This is a genomic window from Paraconexibacter sp. AEG42_29, from assembly GCF_040581415.1.
In the GTDB taxonomy this organism is placed as follows: domain Bacteria; phylum Actinomycetota; class Thermoleophilia; order Solirubrobacterales; family Solirubrobacteraceae; genus Paraconexibacter.
The window spans coordinates 464,287-483,705 of record NZ_CP114014.1; the positions used below are offsets into that span (position 1 = coordinate 464,287).

The window sequence follows — 19,419 nt, forward strand, 5'->3', positions numbered from 1 at the left end:
TGTACATTCGGCATGAGCGCGCTCCTCGATACCGCAGCAGCGCTGCCGGTCGGCGCCGCGCCGTCGCCGGCCGGGCCGGCGACGCAGGCCGACCTCGACCGGCCGGGCCCGCCCGAGATCCCGCTGCCGAAGCACCTGCAGGTCCTGCGGTTCAACATCCGCCAGACCGAGTTCGTCTTCAAGTGGCGCCGCGAGCTGGGGGACACGTTCCGCTTCAACGGCATGGTCGCGGGGCGTCCCGTCATCACCTGCCACCCGGACCACGTCCGGTCGCTGTTCACGGCGAAGCCCGAGCTCGTCCCCACCCTGGTGTCCGAGTCGCCGCTGCGGCCGATCGTCGGCCCGGCCTCCGTCCTGACCGCGAACGGGCCGCGGCACCTGCGCCAGCGCCGCCTGCTGCTGCCGCCGTTCCACGGCGAGGCGATCGAGCGCTACACGCAGATGATCGCCGACGTCTGCGATCGGGAGATCGCGCAGTGGCCGATCGGCGAGCCGTTCGCCGTCGCCCCGCGCATGCAGTCGGTCACGCTCGACGTGATCATGGCCGGGATCTTCGGCATCGAGGGCGACGTCCCCGCCGGGACGCCCGAGCACCGCTTCCGCCGCGCGATCGAGCACCTGACGACGATGTCGACGACACCGGTCGCGCAGCTCGGCGAGCTGCTGAACGTCGGCAAAGCCGAGCCCGTCGGCTTCCTCAAGCAGGGCGTCCGGCTCCTGGACGCAGTCACGTACCCGATCATCAAGGCCCGCCGCAAGCTCGACGACCTCGAGACCCGCACGGACATCCTGTCGATGATCATGTGCGCGCGGACGGAGGACGGCGACCTGCTCTCCGACGAGGAGCTGCGCGACGAGCTGCTCACGCTCGTGCTGGCCGGCTTCGAGACCACCGCCAACTCGCTCTCGTGGACGCTGGAGCGCTTGGTGCGCACGCCGGACGCCTACGAGCAGCTGCGCGCCGCGGTCCGGGAGGGCGACGACGCCGCCGGCCACATCGAGCGCGCGCTGCAGGAGGGCATGCGCGCCCGGCCGGTCATCCCGATGATCGGCCGCCGGCCGAACGTGGCGTGGCGCCTGGGCGACTTCGCGGTCCCGGCGGGGACGCCGATCACGATGTCGATCCTGCTGCTGCACCACCGCGAGGACCTCTACCCGGACCCGTTCGCGTTCCGCCCGGACCGCTGGGTCGGCCGCAAGCCGGGGACCTACGAGTGGATCCCGTTCGGCGGCGGGACGCGGCGCTGCCTCGGTGCGGCGCTCGCGATGGCCGAGCAGCGCGCCGTTCTCGACGCGGTCATGCGGCGCCTGGACCTGGCGGCCGACCGTCCCGAGGCCGAGCATGCGCAGCACCGCAACGTCACCATGATCCCGGCGCGCGGGGCGCGGATGATCGTGCGCTCGCGGTCCTGAGGCCTGGGCCGCTGAACCGGGTTCCGCGGCCCGGCGTAAAGATGGGGGAGATGTCAGTCGCCTACGACCGCAGCGGGACGGGCCCGCCGCTCCTGCTGATCCACGGCCTCGGCGGCGAGCGCCACATCTGGGAGCCCGTGCTCGAGCACGTGACGCCGGAGCGGGACACGATCCGCGTGGACCTGCCGGGCTTCGGGGACTCTCCCGTCCTGCCCAAGGGGACGAAGGCGACGCCGTGGGCGCTCGCCGCCGGGATCGCGGAGCAGCTCGACGAGCTCGGTCTCGACCGGGTGCACGTCTGCGGCAACTCGCTCGGCGGCTGGGTGGCGCTCGAGCTGGCGAAGGCGGGTCGCGCGCTCAGCGTCACCGGGATCGGGACCGCGGGCCTGTGGCGCGGGCCGCTCGCGCCGAAGCCGTACCTGATGCGGAACGTCTCCCGGGCGCTGCGCCCGGCGTTGCCGGCGCTGCTGCGCGCGGGTGGCGTGCGCCGGTTCGCGCTGCTCGGCTCGGTCGCCCACCCCGAGCGGATCCCGGTGGAGGCGGCCGTCCGGATCGCCGTGGCGTACGCGCGGTCGCCCGGGTTCGTGAACGCCAGCAACAACATGCGGGCCAACCACTTCACCGGTGGCGAGCAGGTCCAGGTCCCCGTGACGATGGCCTGGTGCGAGCACGACCGCCTGATCGCGCGCCCGCGCAAGCTGCCGTTCCCGGCGCGGGAGACCGTGCTCGAGGACTGCGGCCACGTGCCGATGTACGACGATCCGGTGGCTGTCGCGCGGGTCGTCCTGGCGGGCAGTGCGGAGCCCGCTGTCCGGGCGAGCACCGCCCGGGCGTAGGCCGAGCCGCTACGGTTCGGCCCATGCCGCCCCGCCTGTCCGTGCCCGTCGCGTGACCGCATCCACGTCCGCGCCTGCCCTCGTCGTCGAGGACCTGACGAAGGTCTACAAGGGCCGCACCGTCGTCGACAAGCTCTCCTTCGAGGTCCTACCCGGCCGGGTCACCGGCTTCGTCGGCCCGAACGGCGCCGGGAAGACGACGTCGCTGCTGATGATCCTCGGCCTGGCCGAGCCCGCCGGCGGGACCGCGCTGTTCGACGGCCGCCCGTACCGGCAGATCGAGCGGCCGCTGAACGCCGTCGGCGCCGTGCTCGAGATCGCCAAGGGTCACCCCGGCCGCAGCGGCCGTGACGAGCTGCGCTGCCAGGCCGCGACGCACGACATCCCGGACAGCCGCGTGGACGAGCTGCTCGACCTCGTCGGGCTCGCGGACGCCAAGGGCCGCCGCAGCGCGGAGTACTCGCTCGGCATGCGCCAGCGCCTCGCGCTGGCGGGGGCGATGCTCGGCGACCCGCCGATCCTGATCCTCGACGAGCCGCTGAACGGCCTGGACCCCCAGGGCATCCGCTGGATGCGCGCGTTCATGGCCGACCAGGCCGAGGCTGGCCGCGCGATCCTCGTCTCCAGCCATCAGCTGACCGAGCTGCAGCAGGTGGCCGCCGACATGGTGGTCATCGACAAGGGCCGCATGATCGCCCAGGGCCCCATCACCGACCTGGTCTCGAAGTCCGAGACGGGCTCGTGGGCGCGCTGCACCGATCCCGAGGCCCTCGAGCGCGCGCTCGCCGACGCCGGGTTTGCCGTGTTGCGCCAGGACGGCGACGGCCTGCGCGTGACCGGCGCCAGCGGCGTGCAGATCGCGACCGTCGCCCTCGAGCATGGCCTGCTCGTCACGGAGCTGTACCCCCTGGTCGCCAACCTCGAGCAGACCTTCTTCGACCTCGTCGACGGCAAGGAGGGCCCGGCATGATCCGCCTCATCCGCGTGGAGCTGCTGAAGCTCATCACGACGAAGCGCACGACCGGCATCTTCCTCGCCGTGAGCATGGGTCTCTGCCTGCTCATCTCGCTGCTGAACCTGCTCGCCAGCGACGACATCGACACGAGCCAGGACATCCTCGACGTGCTCGGCGGCGCCCAGGTCTCGGCGCTGTTCGTCGTCCTGATCTTCGGCGCCGTGAACATGGGCGGCGAGGCCCGGCACGGCACGCAGGTCGCGACGTTCCTCGCCACGCCGGTGCGCTGGCGCGTCATCGTCGCCAAGTCGATCGCGCACGCGCTGGCCGGCGTCGCGGCGGGTGCGCTCAACGTCCTCGTCGGCCTCCTCTGCATCGCGCTGTTCGCCGACGCGCCGTGGCCGTCCGGCGGCGACCTGTGGCTGCAGATCCTGGGCGGCACGGTCGGCGGCGCGCTGATCGGCTCGTTCGGCGTCGCGATGGGCGCCGTCCTGCGCAACCAGGTCGCGGCGGTGGCCGGCACGCTCGTCTACCTGCTGGTCGTTGAGCCGCTCCTCGGCAGCTTCATCGACTTCTTCGCCGACTACGGCATCTTCGCGAGCCTCGGGACCGTGGCCACGGCCGGCGGCAGCGACGGCATCGCCCAGGGCACGGGCGGGATCGTGCTCCTGGTGTGGATGTTGTCGCTGACCGCGCTCGGGGCGTACGTCGTCGAGAAGCGCGACATCCGCGGCTGAGGCCGGGCCGCCGCCCGTCTGCGTCATCTGACGCGGCGGGCGGGAAATCCGCGTCCGGGCTGCGGCCGGGCCGTTACCGTCGTGAACGGGACACGGCCACGGGAGGCGGGGCGGATGGGGGCAGGCATGCTGGTGCGGGTACGACTCGGCGCTGCGGCACTGCTGGTGCTGACGGGGCTCACGCTCGCGCTCGGCGGGACGCAGGCCGCGTACGCCGATCCCCCGGTTCCGACCGATCAGCTGGCGGCCGAGGTCAACGCGTACCGCACCGCCCGCGGCATCCCGGCGATGGCGGTCGACGCGCGCCTGTCGGCGTCGTGCGCCGCGCACGTCGAGTACCTGCTCGCGAACGGCGGGCTGGCCAAGCTCGAGGACCCGCACACCGAGCTCCCCGGAAGGCCCGGCTACTCCGACCTGGGGAAGGAGGCGGCCGGCGACTCGATCCTCGGGTACTCGCTCATGAACGGCGGCCGGCCGTTCTTCCGTGCTCCGGGGCACCTGTACTTCTTCCTGCACCCGCTCGCCGTCCGGGTGGGCGTCGCCGAGCGCACCGACGTCGTGAACGGCGAGCGCATCACCCAGTCGTGCATGCGGTCGGCGTTCGCGGATGCCGCCGGGCAGCGTCCCGTCGCGGCTGCGCCGCGGATGTACAGCGTGCCGCGCGACGGGGCGACCGGCGTCGACGTCGCCCTGAGCGCGGCTGAGGGCCCGACGATCCCCGCCTTCGAGGCGGGCCTGACGCCGAACCCCACCGGCCCCTACCGCGCCGGCGAGCACGTCCTGCTGTGGCACGACGACGTCGACGGCAAGGACCTCGGGTCGATCTGCCGCAGCGCGATGCTGGGCCCGGGCGGCCAGCCGATCCAGGCGCCCGCGAGCCGCGCGATCATCGTCCCGGCCAAGCCGCTGCTCGCCGGGGCGACGTACACAGCGCTCGCCACCATGAGCACCGCGCGCGAGTGCGGTGCCGTCCAACGGACCGCGGCGACGTCCTTCACGACGGCGCCGCGGCTGCCGGCGACCGCCGACGCGTACGTGAGGTTCGGCGAGCCATACGCGAAGGACGGCAAGACCTTCGCGGACTCCGAGGTGGCGGAGGAGATCAAGCTCGTCCGTGGCGAGCTGATCGGCCGCTACCTGCCGGGCGGGTTCCAGTTCGACCTCAGCGGCAACTGGGAGTACCCGACCAGCTGGGAGCTCAGCAACACGCAGCCGGGGGAGACGTTCTCCGCGCGCTACACGAGCAGGCGCATCGAGCTCGGCGAAGGGTGCTACGGCGCGGCGCTGATCGTCGGGTCGTGGACCCGGTCGCAGGACGGGAAGTCCTACGTCCGCAACGCGCCGACGTTCGAGGCGCTCGGTGATGCGGACTGCAGCGCGGCGCCGGTGGCCGGGCCGCCCGCGCCCGCGTCCGGTGCCCCCGGCCAGATGGTCCGCATCGACGGCGCGGGCCTGGCCAAGGCGACCGCGGTGAGCTTCGGCGGCGTTGATGCGACGGCCTGGACGCGCGACGGCGAGGCGCTCCTGGTCAGCGTCCCGAGCGGGGCGCGCACCGGGCCGGTGATCGTCACCGCGCCGACGGGGACGGCGACCGCGACCGCGACGTTCACCATCACTGAGGATCGGACCCCGCCCGATACCCGCGTGGACCTCGCGCCGCCGGCCGCGACGTCCGCACCCACCGCGTCGATCGCGTTCGCCGCGAGCGAGGCCGGGTCGAGGTTCACCTGCCGCACCGACGGCCGGTGGCCAGAGCCGTGCACGTCGCCGCTCCGTCTCGAGGGCTTGGCGGACGGCCCGCACAAGCTGCTGGTCTGCGCCGTCGACGCCGCGGGCAACTCGGACCTGTCGCCCGCCACCGCGGTTTGGTCGCAGGGGGGCGGTACGCCCCCGGCCGCGTCATTGTCGGACACATGCTTCCCGGGCTTCGACGCGCCTCCGAAGCCGCGACCCGATCCTTGCGCGGCGGGGTCGCCCTGCGACACGCCGCCGCGGACGCCTGCCGCCGGGGTCCTCAAGGTCGGGACCGCGGTGCTGCGCCGGGCCACCGGGCAGTTGGGCCTCGGGACGCTGACGGTGCCGGCCCTCTCGAAGGTGCGGATCGAGGCCACCCTGACCGCGGGCGGACGCCGGACCGTGATCCGGCCGGTGACCGTCACCGTCGTGGCCCGGCGCGCGAAGGCGCTCAGGCTGACCGTCCCGAAGGCGGCCCGCGCGCGCTTCAAGCGCGTGCGTCAGGTCAGCGTCAGGCTGTCGCTCCGGATCGCGCCGGCCAAGAAGGGCAGCAAGGTCACGCGGGTCACGCGGACGTTCAAGGTCCGCGTCGCGCGGTAGCGGCCCGACCGGGGCTCCCGGCGGCCGCGTGCGCTGCGGTGACCAGCGCCTCGCGCACCGCGACGAGCGCCGGACGGTGCGCCCCGGTCCGGCGCGTGAGCGCCTGCACGTCGCGGCGGATCGCGCCCTCGGCGGGGGTGCGGGCGACGACCGAGGTGTCGTTCCCGGTCCGGATCAGGTCCGGCAGCAGCGTGATCGCCCCGATCGTGCGCACCAGCTCCAGCAGCACGAGCAGGTCGTTGGTCGTGTGGCGGACCGTCGGCTCGAAGCCGCCCAGCGCCCGGCAGGTGCCGAGGACCATGGCGTGGTGGGCGGTGCCCGGCTGCGCGGCGCACCACGTCTCACCTGCGAAGGCCGCCAGCGACGGGCGCCGGCGGGTGCGGGCGAGCGGGTGGCCCGCCGGGAGGATCAGCCGGACCTCCTCGCGCAGGAGGGTCTCGCGGTGCAGGTCGGCGTGGCGCTCACGCGGCAGGCCGTCGTACTCGTCCTGGATCAGGACGTCGAGGCGGCCGCGCCGGAGCCCCGGCAGCGCCTCCTCCACCTCGGCCTCGACCAGCTCCACGTGGACGTCGGGATGCGCGCGCCCGACCGCCGCCGACGCCGGGATCACCACCTGCAGCATCGCCGTCTGGAACCCCGCGATGCGGATCGTGCCCGCGACGGTGTGCGCGGCGCGCTGCAGGTCGGCCTCCGCCTCCTCTGCCGCCGCGAGCAGAATGCCCGCGTGCCGTGCGAGCAGCCGGCCGGCGTCGGTGAGGCGGACGCCCCGTCCGGCTTTCGCCAGCAGCCGCGCGCCGGCCTCGCGCTCGAGGACCGCCAGCTGCTGCGAGACCGCGGACGGCGTGTACCCGAGGGCGGCCGCCGTCCCCGCGACCGTCCCGACGGCCTCCAGTTCGCGCAGCATCCGAAGGCGTCCGAGGTCGAGCATCGTGAAGCAAAGCTACTGAGTGATCGGTGCGAACGGGCGCTGGACGTGAACAGTCATGGCTGCGAACGTGGGGCCGGTGAAGGGCGTCCTCCTCTGCCTGTTGTCCGCCGTCGGGTACGCGACCCTCGGGGTGTTCGGCAAGCTCTGCTACGACGCGGACGTCGGCGTCCTGACGCTCCTGACCATCCGGTTCGGGCTCGCGGCCGCCGGGTTCGCGGTCCTGACCCGGGCGGTCGAACGCCGATCTCCGCCGCGGGCTCCGCTCGGTCGCCACGTGGTCCTGACGGCGCTCGGGATGGGCGCGCTCGGCTTCTCGGTGCAGTCCGGGCTGTACTTCGGGGCGCTCGGCCACATCGATCTGTCGCTGTTGTCGCTGCTGCTCTACACCTACCCGGCCTTCGTGACGATCGCCGCCGTCGCGCTCGGCCGCGAGGTCGTCACCCGCCGCCGCGTGATCGCCCTCACCGCCGCGTCCGCCGGGGTCGCGCTCGTGCTGATCGGCGCCGGGGGGTCGGACGCAGACGCGATCGGCGTCGCGATGGCCGTCGGCGCGGCGCTCGTCTACACGACGTACATCCTGATCGCGGACGGCGTGATCGACGACGCGCCGCCGCTGCCGTTCAGCACGCTGATCATGACCGGGGCCTTCGCGACGCTGCTCGTCGCAGCGCTCGTCAGCGGGGAGCTCGACTTCGGCTTCGCACCCGAGGCATGGGGGTGGCTGGCCGCGATGGCGGTCTGCTCGACCATCGTTCCCGTCCTCGCCTTCTTCGCGGGCCTGCGGCACGTGGGCCCGTCGAACGCGTCGATCCTGTCGACGTGCGAGCCGCCCGTCACGGTGCTGCTGGCGCTGCTCGTCTTCGGCGAGCGCCTCGGTCCGGTCCAGCTGGCCGGGGGCGCGCTGGTGGTCTCCGCCGTCGTCCTCCTGCAGGCGGCGGTCCGGCGCGAAACGGCTGCACCGGCGCCGGTTCCGGCGCCGGCCGCCGCCGACCGCGTCCCGCACCTGATTCCTGGATAGGCTCGCCCGCATGGGAAATCTCGGAGGTGTGGCGTCGGCTGAGGTCGACGCGCCGATCGATGTGATCTACGCGCTGCTGGAGGACGTCGCGATCGCCCCGGAGTGGCAGTCGGGGCTGCTCGAGATGACGGTCCTCAAGCGCGACGCGCAGGGCCGTCCGCTGCGCTGCAAGACCTCGAGCGACGCGAAGGTCCGCGTGATCAGCACCGAGGTCGAGTTCAGCTACGAGCCCGGGACGGCCGTGCGCTGGAAGCAGGTCAAGGGTGACCTCAAGAGCCTCGTCGGCGCGTGGGAGCTGCAGGACCTCGGCGGCGGGCGGACCAAGGTGACCTACCGCCTCAACGGCGACCCGGGCCGCGTGCTCGGGATGATGGTCCGCGGTCCGGTCGAGGGCCGGATCCGCGAGAAGATGGTCGACGTACGGCCGGGCGAGGTCGTCGCCCGGCTCGCCGCCGGCTGAACTATGCGGCCGCGTCCGGCGGCGTCATCCACTGCACGAGCTGCAGGACGACGCCGTTCGGGTCGGTCACCTGGAAGTAGCGCTCCCCCCAGGGCTCCGTCTCGATCGGGGTCGTGATCGACACGCCCTCGGCCTGAAGCCGCGCGTACTCCTCGTCGATCGCGTCGACCACGAACGCGACCAGCAGGCCGTCGGCATCGTGGCCGGCGAGGGCAGCGGGCTTGAAGCTCGCGAGCCCCGTGCGCAGGTAGGCGATGTTGAACCCGGCGTCCGGGCGCCCGACGGCCACGAAGCCGTCGGCGGACATCTCCTCGACGAAGCCGAAGTGATCCTGGATGAAACGGGCGGAGGCCGCGGGGTCGCGGACGTTCAGGGACAGGGCGGAGGCGGTGATCTTCAAGAGGGCTCCTGACGGTTTCGATCGAGCGTTACTCCGTACACTGTACAAAGATATGCCGTGCGACGATTTCGAGGTGAGCCACGACAGCACCGGCACCGCGCCGGCGGACCGCACGCTGGCGTTGCTGTGGGCCGACGCCGAGGGCGCCCCCGACGCCGCGGCCACCACCGCGCCGGCCCCGCGGCGCCGCGGTCCGCAGCCTCGCCAGAGCGTCCCCGCGATCGTCGATGCCGCCATCACGCTCGCCGACGCCGACGGCCTCGCGGACCTGACCATGAGGCGGCTGGCGGTGAGCGTCGGCGTCGCGCCGATGACGCTCTACACCTACATCCCGGGCAAGGCCGAGCTGCTGGACCTGATGCTCGACACGGTGTACCGGCGGATGGAGCGCCCCCCATGGTCTGCCGGCGCGGGCTGGCGCGAGCGCCTGGCCCTGGTCGCGGCGGCGAACCGCACGCTGCTGGCGGCGCACCCGTGGGCGATCGGCCTGGGCACGACCCGCCCCCCGCTCGGTCCGGGGGTGATGGCGAAGTACGAGCACGAGCTGGCGGCGCTCGACGACGCGGGCCTCGACGACGTCGCGCGGGACGCGGCGCTGACGTTCCTGCTCGGGTTCGTGACGGCAGCGGCCCGCGCGGCGGTCGATGCCGCCGCTGCGGTCGCGGGCTCGGGGGTCGACGACGCCACGTGGTGGGCGGCGAACGGCCCGCTCCTGGCGCGCGTGCTGGACGCCGAGCGCTACCCGCTCGCGGTGCGGGTGGGGGCGGCGGCGGGGGCCGCCCAGGGCTCGGCGGCCGATCCGGCGGCGGGCTACGCCTTCGGCCTCGAGCGGGTGCTGGACGGGCTGCAAGCGCTGATCGAGCGGTCGCCGGCGGGGTGAGCGCTGCCGCCGTGCCTGCGCCGGGGCTGGTGGTCGGGGGTCGGTGGCGCTGACGCTGCGGGCCTGGTGGTGGGGGGTTGGTGGCGCTGGCGACCGTGGGCCTGGTGGTGGGGGGTCGGTGGCGCTGACGCCGGGGGCCGGGCTGGTCGTGGTGGCTTTGGGAACTGCGGGCCGTTGACGGCGGTGGGCGCTGGGAGGCTGCGGGGGCTCGAGTGCGGGGCGTGCGGCGGGCGGCTGGCAGGGCGGGCGGGGCAAGTGGTGGATCGCACGGCTCCCGGCCGGGTGGGATGCCACTGGCTGCTGCCGGGCGGGACTCGTGGTGGATCGCACGGTCCCCAGGCGGGTGGTACGCCATCTGCCGCCGCCGCCCCGGCGGCCTGGCACGCTCGGAGGATTCGGCGGGCCTGACCCGCGGGAGCCTCCACGCAGGCGGGCCGGACTAGACGCTCGGAGGATTCGGCGGGTCAGGCCCACCAGACCCGCCGCGCGTCGCCGTTGCCCTTGCCCTTGCCCTTGCCCTTGCCGGGCTTGCCACCCGACGAGCAACCACGTCGTGGCGCCCCAGCCGCGGAGGGCCATGACCGATCGCCCGCCACCCCCGGCACCACAGCCCCACTGAGCGCCGGAACAGCGGTCGTCAGACTCCCGCCGGGCGGTAGGTGCCGAACGACCAGGAGTTGCCGTCCGGGTCCCGGACGCTGAAGTGCCGGCCGCCGTAGTCCGCGTCGTAGGGCGCCCGCTCGTCCGTCGCCCCCGCAGCGATCGCCTGCTGGTACAGCGCGTCCACCTCGGGACCGGCCTGCACCACCCAGTAGATCGAGGAGCCGCCCAGTGGCTGATCGACGCCGTCCTCCTGACCGGTGCCGCACATGAACATCGCGCCGCCGATCGTGAGCTCGGCGTGGTCGACGCTGTCCCCCGAGTCGGGGTAGGCGGCGACGACGACCGCGCCGAACGCGGCCTCGTAGAAGTGCATGGTCTCGCGCGAGCTGATGCGCAGGGCGGGGATGGCGACGGCGGTGGTGGTCATGGACAGCACGCTACGCCGCGCCGGCGCCCCCGTCTTGCACAAATGTGACCGCCCCGACCGCCGCGACCCGACGGGCACCGGACCGGGTGATGAATCCCGGTGTGGGTGCCTGGGGGAGGGGCACGTCAGAGGTGGAAGCCCGCCGTGCCCCGCTCGGCCATCAAGGTCGTCGGCGTGGCGCCGGAGAAGGCGCGCAGCTCGCGGGTGAAGTGCGCCTGGTCGGAGAAGCCGCAGGCCGCGGCGATCCGCCCGAGCTCGTCGTCGCCGCAGCGCAGCCGGTCGACCGCGCGCTCGAACCGCAGCAGCCGGCCGTACGTCTTCGGCGTCATCCCCACGTCCTCCCCGAACCGGGCGGCGAGGTGCCGGCGGCTGCAGCCGATCGCGCTGACCAGGTCGCCGATCGGGACCTGCCCGCCCGTCGCGACCAGGCGTCGCCAGGCCCACTCGACCTCGGGCGACAGGCGCGGGGCGCTGTCGAAGCGGCGCAGCAGGAAGCGGTCGAGGACCGCGAAGCGCGCCGGCCAGCCGACGGCAGCCGCCAGCTCGTCCACCAGCAGCACCGCGTCGCGGCCGAGCAGGTCGTCGAACGCGACGATCCGGTCCGTGAGCTCCCGCCCGGGCACGCCGAACAGCGCGCGGGCACCGAGCGGGGTGAGGTCGAACTGCAGCGAGCACGCGTAGCCGCGGTGCTCGGCCACCACCGGCCGGTCGATCAGCCCGCCGACGAACGACGTGAAGCGGGTCAGGGGGACGTCGTTCGCCACGCCCTCCCCGAGCCACCACGCGTCCTCCAGCGCCAGGATGACCGCGACGCCGCCGAACGGCAGCTCCCGCCGGCGGATCGGCTCCGGCGACCACTCCCGGAACCCGCTGTAGGACTGCACGTGCGAGCGCAGCAGCGGGTGCGGCGCCCGGGCGACGTGTTCGATCCCGCTCGCCGCCGCCGTGCTCACCGCACCCGCCCCGCTCCCGCCGTCAGTTCCGCGTGAGCTTCTTGTACGTGAGGCGGTGGGGACGGTCGGCCGCGTCGCCGATGCGCTCGCGCCGGGCCGCTTCGTAGGCCTCGAAGTTGCCCTCGAACCACGTCACCTGCGAGTCGCCCTCGAAGGCGAGGACGTGCGTCGCGATCCGGTCCAGGAAGAACCGATCATGCGAGATGACCACCGCGCAGCCGGAGAACGAGAGCAGCGCCGACTCCAGGGCGGACAGCGTCTCGACGTCCAGGTCGTTGGTCGGCTCGTCGAGCAGCAGCAGGTTGCCACCGCGGCGCAGCAGCTTCGCGAGCTGCACGCGGTTGCGCTCGCCGCCGGAGAGCTTGCCGACCTTCTTCTGCTGGTCGGACTTCTTGAAGTTGAAGCCTGCGACGTACTGCCGGGAGTTCAGCTCGCGCTTGCCGACGGCGATGTAGTCGTGGCCCTCGGAGATCTCCTCCCAGACCGTCTTGTTCGGATCCAGCGAGTCGCGCGACTGGTCGACGTACGCGAGGTCGACCGTGTCGCCCACCCGCAGCGAGCCGCCCGACGGCTGCTCCTCGCCGGTGAGCATCTTGAACAGCGTCGTCTTGCCGGCGCCGTTCGGGCCGATGACGCCGACGATGCCCGCGGGCGGCAACGTGAACGAGAGGTCCTCGATCAGCATGCGGTCCCCGAAGCCCTTGGTCAGGTTCTTCGCCTCGATCACGACGTCGCCCAGGCGCGGCCCCGGCGGGATGTGGATCGTGATCTCCTCGAGCTTCTGGTTCTGCTCCTCCGCGACCAACTCCTCGTAGCGCGACAGGCGCGCTTTGGACTTCGTGCGGCGGCCCTTCGGGTTCGTGCGGACCCACTCGAGCTCGGCGGCGATCTGGCGCGAGCGCGACTTGTCCTGGCGGTCCTCCATCTCCAGGCGCTTCTGCTTGGCCTCGAGCCACTGCGTGTAATTGCCCTCGTACGGGATGCCGCGGCCGCGGTCGATCTCCAGGATCCAGCCGGCGACGTTGTCGAGGAAGTACCGGTCGTGGGTCACCGCGACCACGGCGCCCTTGTAGTCGGCGAGGTGCTGCTCGAGCCAGGTGACGGAGTCGGCGTCCAGGTGGTTGGTCGGCTCGTCGAGCAGCAGCAGGTCGGGGGCGCTCAGCAGCAGGCGGCAGAGCGCGACGCGGCGCTTCTCACCGCCGGAGAGGTCGACCACGGATGCGTCGGCGGGCGGGCAGCGCAGCGCGTCCATCGCGTACTCGAGCTGCGTGTCCAGGTTCCAGGCGTCGGCGGCGTCGATCTTCGTCTGCAGCCGCGCGAACTCGTCGGCGGTCTCCTCCGAGTAGTTCGCCGCCAGCTCGTTGAAGCGGTCCAGGAGGTCCTTGGTCTCGCGGACGCCGTCCTCGACGTTCTCCTTGACGGTCTTGTCGGGATCGAGCGCGGGCTCCTGCTGGAGCATGCCGACGGTCGCGTTCGGCGCCAGCTCGGCCTCGCCGCGGTAGTCGTCGTCCAGGCCCGCCATGATCTTCAGCAGCGAGGACTTGCCCGCGCCGTTGTAGCCCAGCACGCCGATCTTGGCGCCGGGGATGAACGACAGGGAGATCCCGTCGAAGAGCATCTTGTCGGGCGGCACACGCTTCGTGAGCTTGTGCATGGTGTAGACGTACTGACTCGACATGAACCGTCCAGGATACGCGTCTGCAGCGGAGGGCACCCGGAAAAGCGCGCTCCTGCGCGGCTTCACGCTGATCCCGGGACTGCTGATGGTGATCGTGCTCCGCGTGAGCACCCTCGTGGCGTGGCCCGCGGCTGCCGTGTGCGTCCTCGCAACGGCCCGGGTACCGGCCTGGTGGCGCGCCTGGGCGGGCCGGACGCTCACCCGCGCCGCCCATCAGCGCGCGCACGCGTGGCTGCTCACGGAGACCCGCTCGGGACGCGCCGCCGCCGACGTGCCGGTCGCCGTCCCGGTGCTCGGCGTCCACGTCCAGCGCCGCTCGCTGCTGGTCCGCGTGCTCCTGCTCGCGCCGCTCGCGCTCGCGCGCTGGGTCATCGGCACGTTCGCCGTGCTGGCGGCGTTCGCGGTCTGGATGTGCCGGGTCTTCGCGGTGCGCCACCCGCGCTGGCTGCGCCGACTGCAGTGGCGACTGCAGGCCCTCTGCGGGGACATCGACGCGTACGTGCTGCTGCTGGTGCCCCGGCGCCCGCGGCTGCCGGAGGTCGACCCGCGCCTCGCGCCCGGCGGCGTCGCGCTGCAGGACCATCCGCCGCTGCCGCCGTGGTCCCGGCGCATGGGCCGGCTGTCGATCGTCCTGGACGCGGTCGCCGGCGTCGTCGTCGTCGGCGGAGTGGCGGGGCTGGCCGTCGCGCTCGGGGCCGACCTGGACGACGACCAGGTCGTCGTCCTCGGGCTCGACCTCCTGATCCAGACCCTCGCGCCGGCGATGGGGTTCCTCCTCGCCGCGTCGCAGGCACCGCTCACGGTCGCGCAGCTGGGCCTGCACGTGCTGCGTCCGCTGCGCAGCGCTGCGCTGGCGTTCGGGCTGATCGCGAGCTACGCGGTCCTGCTGCTCTCGTTCGCGCTGCTGGCGACGCCATTCGCCGCGGAGGCCGCGGCGGAGGGTGGCGGGATCATCCCCGACGACTCGGGCCTCGCCTGGACCATCGTCTTCATCGGGCTGGCGACGGTCATCGCGCCGGTGTTCGAGGAGGCGTTCTACCGCGGGGTGATGTTCCAGGCGCTGCGCGCGCGCCGGGGGACGTGGACCGCCGCCGTGGTGTCGTCGATCGCGTTCGCCGCCGCGCACCTCGAGTTCGCCCCGGTCGCCCTGATCAACCGCGCCCTGATCGGGATCGGGCTCTGCTACCTGTTCGCGCGCACCGGGCGCCTGCTCCCGGGCATGTTCGCGCACTCGATCAACAACGCGCTGGTCGTGCCGCTGACGATCGGGTGGACGTGGCAGGTCCCCATCGTGGTCGTCGTGTCGCTCGTGCTGGTGTGGGCGCTGGCGTGGCTGGCGAGCCGCCTGAAGGGGGAGTGGGACCCGTTCAAGCGCGCGGCGCGGACCGGGGGACCGGCCGGCGCGGTCCCGATCGCCGTCGCGGCGGTCCCGATGGCGCTGCCGCCGGCGCCTGGACCCGGACCCGGGCGCCTGCCGTGGCGAGATCCGGCCCCGCCCCCGCGGAAGCTGTGGTCGGACTGGAACGAGGACGCGGACGAGTGAGGCGACCGTGGCGAGCCGCGCGCCGTCACCCTCGACGTCCCGTCCGAGCCGCCCGCCGGCCCGCGGCCCGCCGGGCTCGCCGCCACTGCGTGTCGGGACGGGGGTCGAGCGGTACCCTGATCCGTCCGTGGCGCAGATCCTCGACATCGAGCAGGCGATCCTCCTCCTGGAGATCGAGCCGCCGTTCGGCCAGCGTGAGGTCCAGCTCGCCCGCCGCCGTCTCGCGAAGATCTGGCACCCCGACCTGGCGCCCCCAGGGAAGCAGTACGAGCACGAGCGCCACCTGAAGGCGATCAACGAGGCCGCCGACACGCTCGAGCGGATGGCCGAGGACTCTCGCGGTGGCCGCGTCTCGCGCAACGCCGTCAAGGTCAGCGCGCAGGCGGCGCGGCGTGCCCGAGAGGAGGCCGGGCGCCGCAACTACGAGGCCCAGGAGCGCGAGCGGGCCATGGCGAAGGACCGGGCCGAGAACGATCCGTTCGGCGCGCAGGTCCCGACGCACTCGGTCGTCCACCGCTATTGCCGGTGCCTGTCCTATCCCGAGTGGGGCGTGGGCTCGGTCACCGGCATCTACTTCACAGGCGACGAGGACGACGTCCAGCAGTGGGCGCGGGTGAAGTTCCAGGTCGGGGTGCGGACCGTCCCCGCCGGCAGCCTGCAGTTCGTCGACTTCTCCAAGCCCGACCCCGGGGCCGACCGCGTCCAGCGCTTCCTGACCGCCGCGCAGCACGCGATGGCCGAGGGCAAGTTCGAGCTCGCGGCGCAGCGGCTGATCTACGCCCGCGACGCCGAGCCGGACAACGTCCCCGTCCTGCGGCTGATGACGCTCGCGTTCTGGCAGGGCGGCAACCTGCCCGCCGCCGGGCGCGCGGTCCGCGACTGGGCGCGCGTGGACAGGGACCGCCCGGCACCGCACCGCTACGCGAGCCGGATCTACGAGGACATGCGCGCCTACGACCTCGCGGCCGAGTCGGCCGACCGTGCCGCCGCCCGGGGTGCGCCGGACGCGAGCGCCTACGCCCGCGTCGGCCGGCTGCGCCTGCGGCTCATGCAGCGTGAGGCCGCGGTCACTGCCCTGGAGCAGGCCCGTCGCCTCGGCCCGTCCGTCGACGCGCTCCTGGATCTGGCGCTGGCCCACCACCTGGGCGGCGACATCGGCGGTGAGGTCACCGCCACCGAGCAGGCCATCCACCTCGACGGCGAGGACCCGGTCGCCTGGGCGCGCCACGCGCACGCTCTCGCCCGGACGGACCGCGTGTCCGACGCGATCCGCGCCGCCGGTCGTGCGGCCGAGCTCGCACCGGACGACGCCGAGGTCGGCGCGCTGCTCCAGCGCCTGCGCGACGCCGTTCCGCGCGCGCTCCCGGCTGCCTGAGCCGGCTTCGGTCGGCCCACGCCGGACTTGACGCATTCGTCCGCCGGATCGGCGACGGCTTGGCGCGAACGGCGTATCGTCATCGCGGCTGCTGCCGCACGGCGATACGTCGGATATCGATCCAGCGCATCACCGTGCGACGGCGCGTGTTCCCGCTCCCGAACCCTCATGCGTGCCTCCATGTCGACCTCATCCCCGCGGCGTTTCCTCAGCCGGCTGCTCGCCCTCACGATCGCCTCCGCCGCGCTGCTGACGCTGGCCACCCCGCCTGCGGCCCAGGCCGCGGCCCCCGGCCTCAACGTCGCGTTCATCTCCGATGCGGCGCTGAACCCGGCGCTGGCCACCGGCGCGAAGTACATCCGCATGTTCGTCGCGTGGGAGAAGCTCGAGCCCGAGGGCCCGGGGCAGTATCCGGGCTACACGAACATCCCGAACCCCGGTGCCGCCAACAACGTCGCCGAGTTCGACAACGCGATCCGGACGATCAACAAGGCCGGTGCCAAGCCGATCTTCGTGATCGTCGGCGCGCCGCAGTGGGCCAACGGCAGCACCGACGTCCTCGTCCCGCCGAAGGACCCCGCGAGCTACGCGAGCTTCTTCGGCCGCTTCGTCGACCACACCTCGAAGGTGGGCGACATCGCCGCGTACGAGGTCTGGAACGAGGAGGACGCCGCCGAGTTCTGGCACGGACCCGTGGGTGTGGACAGCTACGGACCGATGCTGCGCCAGTCCTACGACGCCGCGAAGAAGGCCAACCCGAACGCGGTGGTCCTCACCGGCGCGACCACCGGCAACAACGCCGCGTGGATCAAGGGCCTATACGACGCGGGCCTGAAGGGCAAGTTCGACGGGGTCGCCGTCCACACCGACACCGCCTGCCTGCAGTTCGGCCCCGATCGCATCTTCCGCGACATCCCCGGCAGCCCGCTGAACCAGTACACGTTCCTCGGCTACCGCTCGGTCCGCGACGTGATGGTCGCGGCCGGCGATGCGAACCTCGGGATCTGGATGACCGAGCTCGGCTGGAGCAGCACCACGACCACCTGCGAGCGCGGCGCGTCCGCGGGCAAGGCCCCGGCCGGGGCGGGCGCGAACCAGGCCCGGTTCCTGACCCAGGCCTACCAGTGCATGGCGCACGACCCGTACGTCGTCGTCGGCGCGTGGTTCACGTTCTCCGACCAGACCTTCTACTCGACCGACGAGCTGAACAAGTACGGCATCGTCGACTCAGGCGGTGCGCCGAAGCCGTCGTACGCCGCGTTCAAGACGGTGGCCGACGCGAACGGCGGTGCGGCCGGGCCATGCGGGGACACGGTCGGGCCGACGGTCGCGTTCGCCCCGAACCAGCCCGTCGTCTTCAGCTCGTCGCTGCTGATCACGGGGGTCGCGACGGACCAGACCGAGCCCGGCGTGGCGCCGGCCGGCCTCAAGCGGATCGTCGCCAGCATCAAGGGCGACAACATCTTCGCGCTCAGCGACTCGGCGCCCGAGGCGGCCACCAAGGCCGTGGACGGGGTCCCGGCGTCCCGGACGTGGGGCGGCGCGAAGGACCTCCCGGACGGCAACCACGTGATCACGATCACCGCGGTCGACAACAACAACAACGTCAACACCGCGAACCTGACGGTCTGCAAGGGAGCGAGCTGCTCGGCGGTGGCCTCGGCGTCCTACACGCCGAAGGTCGTCTTCGCCACGGGCAAGCAGCCCGCGTGCAAGCGGCTGCGGTGCACCATCAAGGGGACGCTGCGCACCCCGGCGGGGCAAACGCCGGCCGGCCGGGTCCGCGTCGAGTGGCAGAGCCAGGCCAAGACGTTCGCGAGCGTCAAGGTGAAGGTCGGCGGCAAGACGCGGATCAAGCGCGTCGTGAAGCTCAAGTGGGCGACGTTCCACAAGGGCGGCGCGGCAGCCGACAAGCCGTTCACGTTCAGGCAGACGCTCAAGCGCAAGGGCAAGTGGCGGGTGCGCGTCCTCTACGACGGCGTGCTGCCGGCGCTGAAGACGACGTCCGCGTTCAAGTCCTTCACGGCGCGCTGACGCCCGCGCCGTCGAGGTCCCCGTAAAGGGCGCGGACCTCGCCGAAGATGCGTTCGGCTGCTTCGACGGCCTGCTCGCGCGTCGGCGCGTCGACCCGTTCGAGGCTCAGCGGCGCGCCGTAGCTGACGCGGATCCGCGGGAACCGGCCGCGACGCCAGCCGCCCCGGATGGCGAGCGAGCCGTGGATCGCGACCGGGACCACCGGGACGCCGGACTCCAGCGCCAGCCGGCCGATGCCGGGGCGCGGAGTCCCGAGACCGCCGCTGCGCGAACGTCCGCCTTCGGCGTACATCCCGACGCAGCCGCCGGCGGCGAGGATCGCGTGGGCCGTGTCGAACGCCGCCTGGTCGTTGAACCCGCGGCGGACCGGGAAGTGGCCCGCGACCCGGAACAGGTACCCGAGCGCGGTGCGCGGCCGGAAGAACTGCGACTTGGTCATGAACCGGATCCGGCGACGCAGGAAGACGCCGCAGAAGAAGTGGTCCATGTTGGAGAAGTGGTTCGGCGCGAGGATGAAGCCACCGTCCTGCGGGACGTTGTCGCGTCCGGTGGCCCGTGCGCGGAAGAGCCCGAGCACGATCGGCGTGAGCAGGACGCGGGTGAGCGTGTAGGTCCAGCCCGGCTCATGGGTTCGCGCCCAGTCGTGGTACGGCGTGAGGGCCTCGGCGGGGCGCTCGTCGCGATAGACCTGCTCCTTGATCTCGGGCACTCGGGGAAAGTTTCTTTGACTCTGGGAAGGAACCGGGGATAGTGGCCGTCTGAGAGTACGTTCTCTTACACTTCAGATTCATGCGCCGGCTCGCTGCGGGGGCACAGAAAGGTCGCAAATGCGTGCAGGACCGGTA

Annotated in this window: 17 protein-coding genes; 11 read left to right on the plus strand and 6 right to left on the minus strand. The window is 72.9% G+C overall.

All coding sequences use genetic code 11. The annotated features are described in order from the left end of the window. Positions 1–12 precede the first annotated feature (12 nt). The 5 genes from DSM112329_RS02250 (at position 13) to DSM112329_RS02270 (ending at position 6,275) form a co-directional block, all read left to right on the plus strand. Complete coding sequence (locus tag DSM112329_RS02250) at positions 13–1,413, plus strand: cytochrome P450 (RefSeq protein ID WP_354700182.1); 1,401 nt, start codon at positions 13–15, stop codon at positions 1,411–1,413. Between the two features lie 50 nt (positions 1,414–1,463). After that, positions 1,464–2,249: an alpha/beta fold hydrolase gene (locus DSM112329_RS02255; protein WP_354700183.1), complete on the plus strand. Its 786-nt coding sequence runs from the start codon at positions 1,464–1,466 to the stop codon at positions 2,247–2,249. Between the two features lie 52 nt (positions 2,250–2,301). Then, complete coding sequence (locus DSM112329_RS02260) at positions 2,302–3,219, plus strand: ATP-binding cassette domain-containing protein (protein WP_354700184.1); 918 nt, start codon at positions 2,302–2,304, stop codon at positions 3,217–3,219. Further along, positions 3,216–3,941 (plus strand): hypothetical protein, encoded by a 726-nt coding sequence (locus tag DSM112329_RS02265; protein ID WP_354700185.1) that lies wholly within the window; start codon positions 3,216–3,218, stop codon positions 3,939–3,941. Before DSM112329_RS02260 ends, DSM112329_RS02265 begins: the two co-directional genes overlap by 4 nt. A 114-nt stretch (positions 3,942–4,055) precedes the next feature. Continuing rightward, positions 4,056–6,275, plus strand: coding sequence for a hypothetical protein (locus DSM112329_RS02270; protein WP_354700186.1), 2,220 nt, complete (start codon positions 4,056–4,058; stop codon positions 6,273–6,275). On the opposite strand, the gene DSM112329_RS02275 is transcribed toward DSM112329_RS02270, so the two are convergent. Further along, complete coding sequence (locus DSM112329_RS02275; RefSeq protein ID WP_354700187.1) at positions 6,253–7,203, minus strand: LysR family transcriptional regulator; 951 nt, start codon at positions 7,201–7,203, stop codon at positions 6,253–6,255. The genes DSM112329_RS02270 and DSM112329_RS02275 overlap by 23 nt on opposite strands. A 55-nt stretch (positions 7,204–7,258) precedes the next feature. Between DSM112329_RS02275 and DSM112329_RS02280 the strand changes: the two genes are divergently transcribed. Next, positions 7,259–8,221, plus strand: coding sequence for an EamA family transporter (locus DSM112329_RS02280; protein ID WP_354700188.1), 963 nt, complete (start codon positions 7,259–7,261; stop codon positions 8,219–8,221). Between the two features lie 10 nt (positions 8,222–8,231). Next, complete coding sequence (locus DSM112329_RS02285; protein ID WP_354700189.1) at positions 8,232–8,681, plus strand: SRPBCC family protein; 450 nt, start codon at positions 8,232–8,234, stop codon at positions 8,679–8,681. Between the two features lies 1 nt (position 8,682). Here DSM112329_RS02285 and DSM112329_RS02290 read toward each other — a convergent pair whose 3' ends face one another. Next, a complete protein-coding gene (locus tag DSM112329_RS02290) occupies positions 8,683–9,081 on the minus strand; it encodes a VOC family protein (RefSeq protein WP_354700190.1) in 399 nt (132 codons plus the stop codon). 73 nt (positions 9,082–9,154) lie between these two features. On the opposite strand from DSM112329_RS02290, the gene DSM112329_RS02295 reads away from it, so the two are divergent. Further along, positions 9,155–9,961, plus strand: a complete 807-nt coding sequence (locus DSM112329_RS02295) for a TetR/AcrR family transcriptional regulator (RefSeq protein WP_354700191.1) — start codon at positions 9,155–9,157, stop codon at positions 9,959–9,961. A 637-nt stretch (positions 9,962–10,598) separates the two neighbouring features. Here DSM112329_RS02295 and DSM112329_RS02300 read toward each other — a convergent pair. The 3 genes from DSM112329_RS02300 to ettA all read right to left on the minus strand — a co-directional run bounded on the left by DSM112329_RS02300 (position 10,599) and on the right by ettA (position 13,622). Next, a complete protein-coding gene (locus tag DSM112329_RS02300; protein ID WP_354700192.1) occupies positions 10,599–10,991 on the minus strand; it encodes a VOC family protein in 393 nt (130 codons plus the stop codon). A 125-nt stretch (positions 10,992–11,116) separates the two neighbouring features. Beyond that, on the minus strand, positions 11,117–11,944 hold the full coding sequence (locus DSM112329_RS02305; RefSeq protein ID WP_354700193.1) for a helix-turn-helix transcriptional regulator: 828 nt from the start codon (positions 11,942–11,944) through the stop codon (positions 11,117–11,119). 22 nt (positions 11,945–11,966) lie between these two features. Beyond that, entirely contained in the window at positions 11,967–13,622 is a 1,656-nt protein-coding gene (ettA, locus tag DSM112329_RS02310; protein WP_354700194.1) for an energy-dependent translational throttle protein EttA, read from the minus strand. Here ettA and DSM112329_RS02315 point away from each other — a divergent pair. The 3 genes from DSM112329_RS02315 (at position 13,621) to DSM112329_RS02325 (ending at position 18,574) form a co-directional block, all read left to right on the plus strand. Beyond that, positions 13,621–15,165: a CPBP family intramembrane glutamic endopeptidase gene (locus DSM112329_RS02315; protein ID WP_354700195.1), complete on the plus strand. Its 1,545-nt coding sequence runs from the start codon at positions 13,621–13,623 to the stop codon at positions 15,163–15,165. The two genes, ettA and DSM112329_RS02315, sit on opposite strands and share 2 nt — an antisense overlap. Before the next feature lie 127 nt (positions 15,166–15,292). Then, on the plus strand, positions 15,293–16,540 hold the full coding sequence (locus DSM112329_RS02320) for a hypothetical protein (RefSeq protein ID WP_354700196.1): 1,248 nt from the start codon (positions 15,293–15,295) through the stop codon (positions 16,538–16,540). Positions 16,541–16,720: 180 nt separating this feature from the next. After that, on the plus strand, positions 16,721–18,574 hold the full coding sequence (locus DSM112329_RS02325; RefSeq protein WP_354700197.1) for a hypothetical protein: 1,854 nt from the start codon (positions 16,721–16,723) through the stop codon (positions 18,572–18,574). On the opposite strand, the gene DSM112329_RS02330 is transcribed toward DSM112329_RS02325, so the two are convergent. Next, positions 18,561–19,283: a lysophospholipid acyltransferase family protein gene (locus DSM112329_RS02330; protein ID WP_354700198.1), complete on the minus strand. Its 723-nt coding sequence runs from the start codon at positions 19,281–19,283 to the stop codon at positions 18,561–18,563. The two genes, DSM112329_RS02325 and DSM112329_RS02330, sit on opposite strands and share 14 nt — an antisense overlap. Positions 19,284–19,419 lie beyond the last annotated feature (136 nt).

Coding starts and splice junctions, on each gene's coding strand:
- DSM112329_RS02250 (WP_354700182.1), top strand. CDS start 13: ATGAGCGCGCTCCTCGATACCGCAGCAGCGCTGCCGGTCGGCGCCGCG.
- DSM112329_RS02255 (WP_354700183.1), top strand. CDS start 1,464: ATGTCAGTCGCCTACGACCGCAGCGGGACGGGCCCGCCGCTCCTGCTG.
- DSM112329_RS02265 (WP_354700185.1), top strand. CDS start 3,216: ATGATCCGCCTCATCCGCGTGGAGCTGCTGAAGCTCATCACGACGAAG.
- DSM112329_RS02270 (WP_354700186.1), top strand. CDS start 4,056: ATGGGGGCAGGCATGCTGGTGCGGGTACGACTCGGCGCTGCGGCACTG.
- DSM112329_RS02275 (WP_354700187.1), bottom strand. CDS start 7,203: ATGCTCGACCTCGGACGCCTTCGGATGCTGCGCGAACTGGAGGCCGTC.
- DSM112329_RS02280 (WP_354700188.1), top strand. CDS start 7,259: ATGGCTGCGAACGTGGGGCCGGTGAAGGGCGTCCTCCTCTGCCTGTTG.
- DSM112329_RS02285 (WP_354700189.1), top strand. CDS start 8,232: ATGGGAAATCTCGGAGGTGTGGCGTCGGCTGAGGTCGACGCGCCGATC.
- DSM112329_RS02300 (WP_354700192.1), bottom strand. CDS start 10,991: ATGACCACCACCGCCGTCGCCATCCCCGCCCTGCGCATCAGCTCGCGC.
- DSM112329_RS02315 (WP_354700195.1), top strand. CDS start 13,621: ATGAACCGTCCAGGATACGCGTCTGCAGCGGAGGGCACCCGGAAAAGC.
- ettA (WP_354700194.1), bottom strand. CDS start 13,622: ATGTCGAGTCAGTACGTCTACACCATGCACAAGCTCACGAAGCGTGTG.
- DSM112329_RS02325 (WP_354700197.1), top strand. CDS start 16,721: ATGTCGACCTCATCCCCGCGGCGTTTCCTCAGCCGGCTGCTCGCCCTC.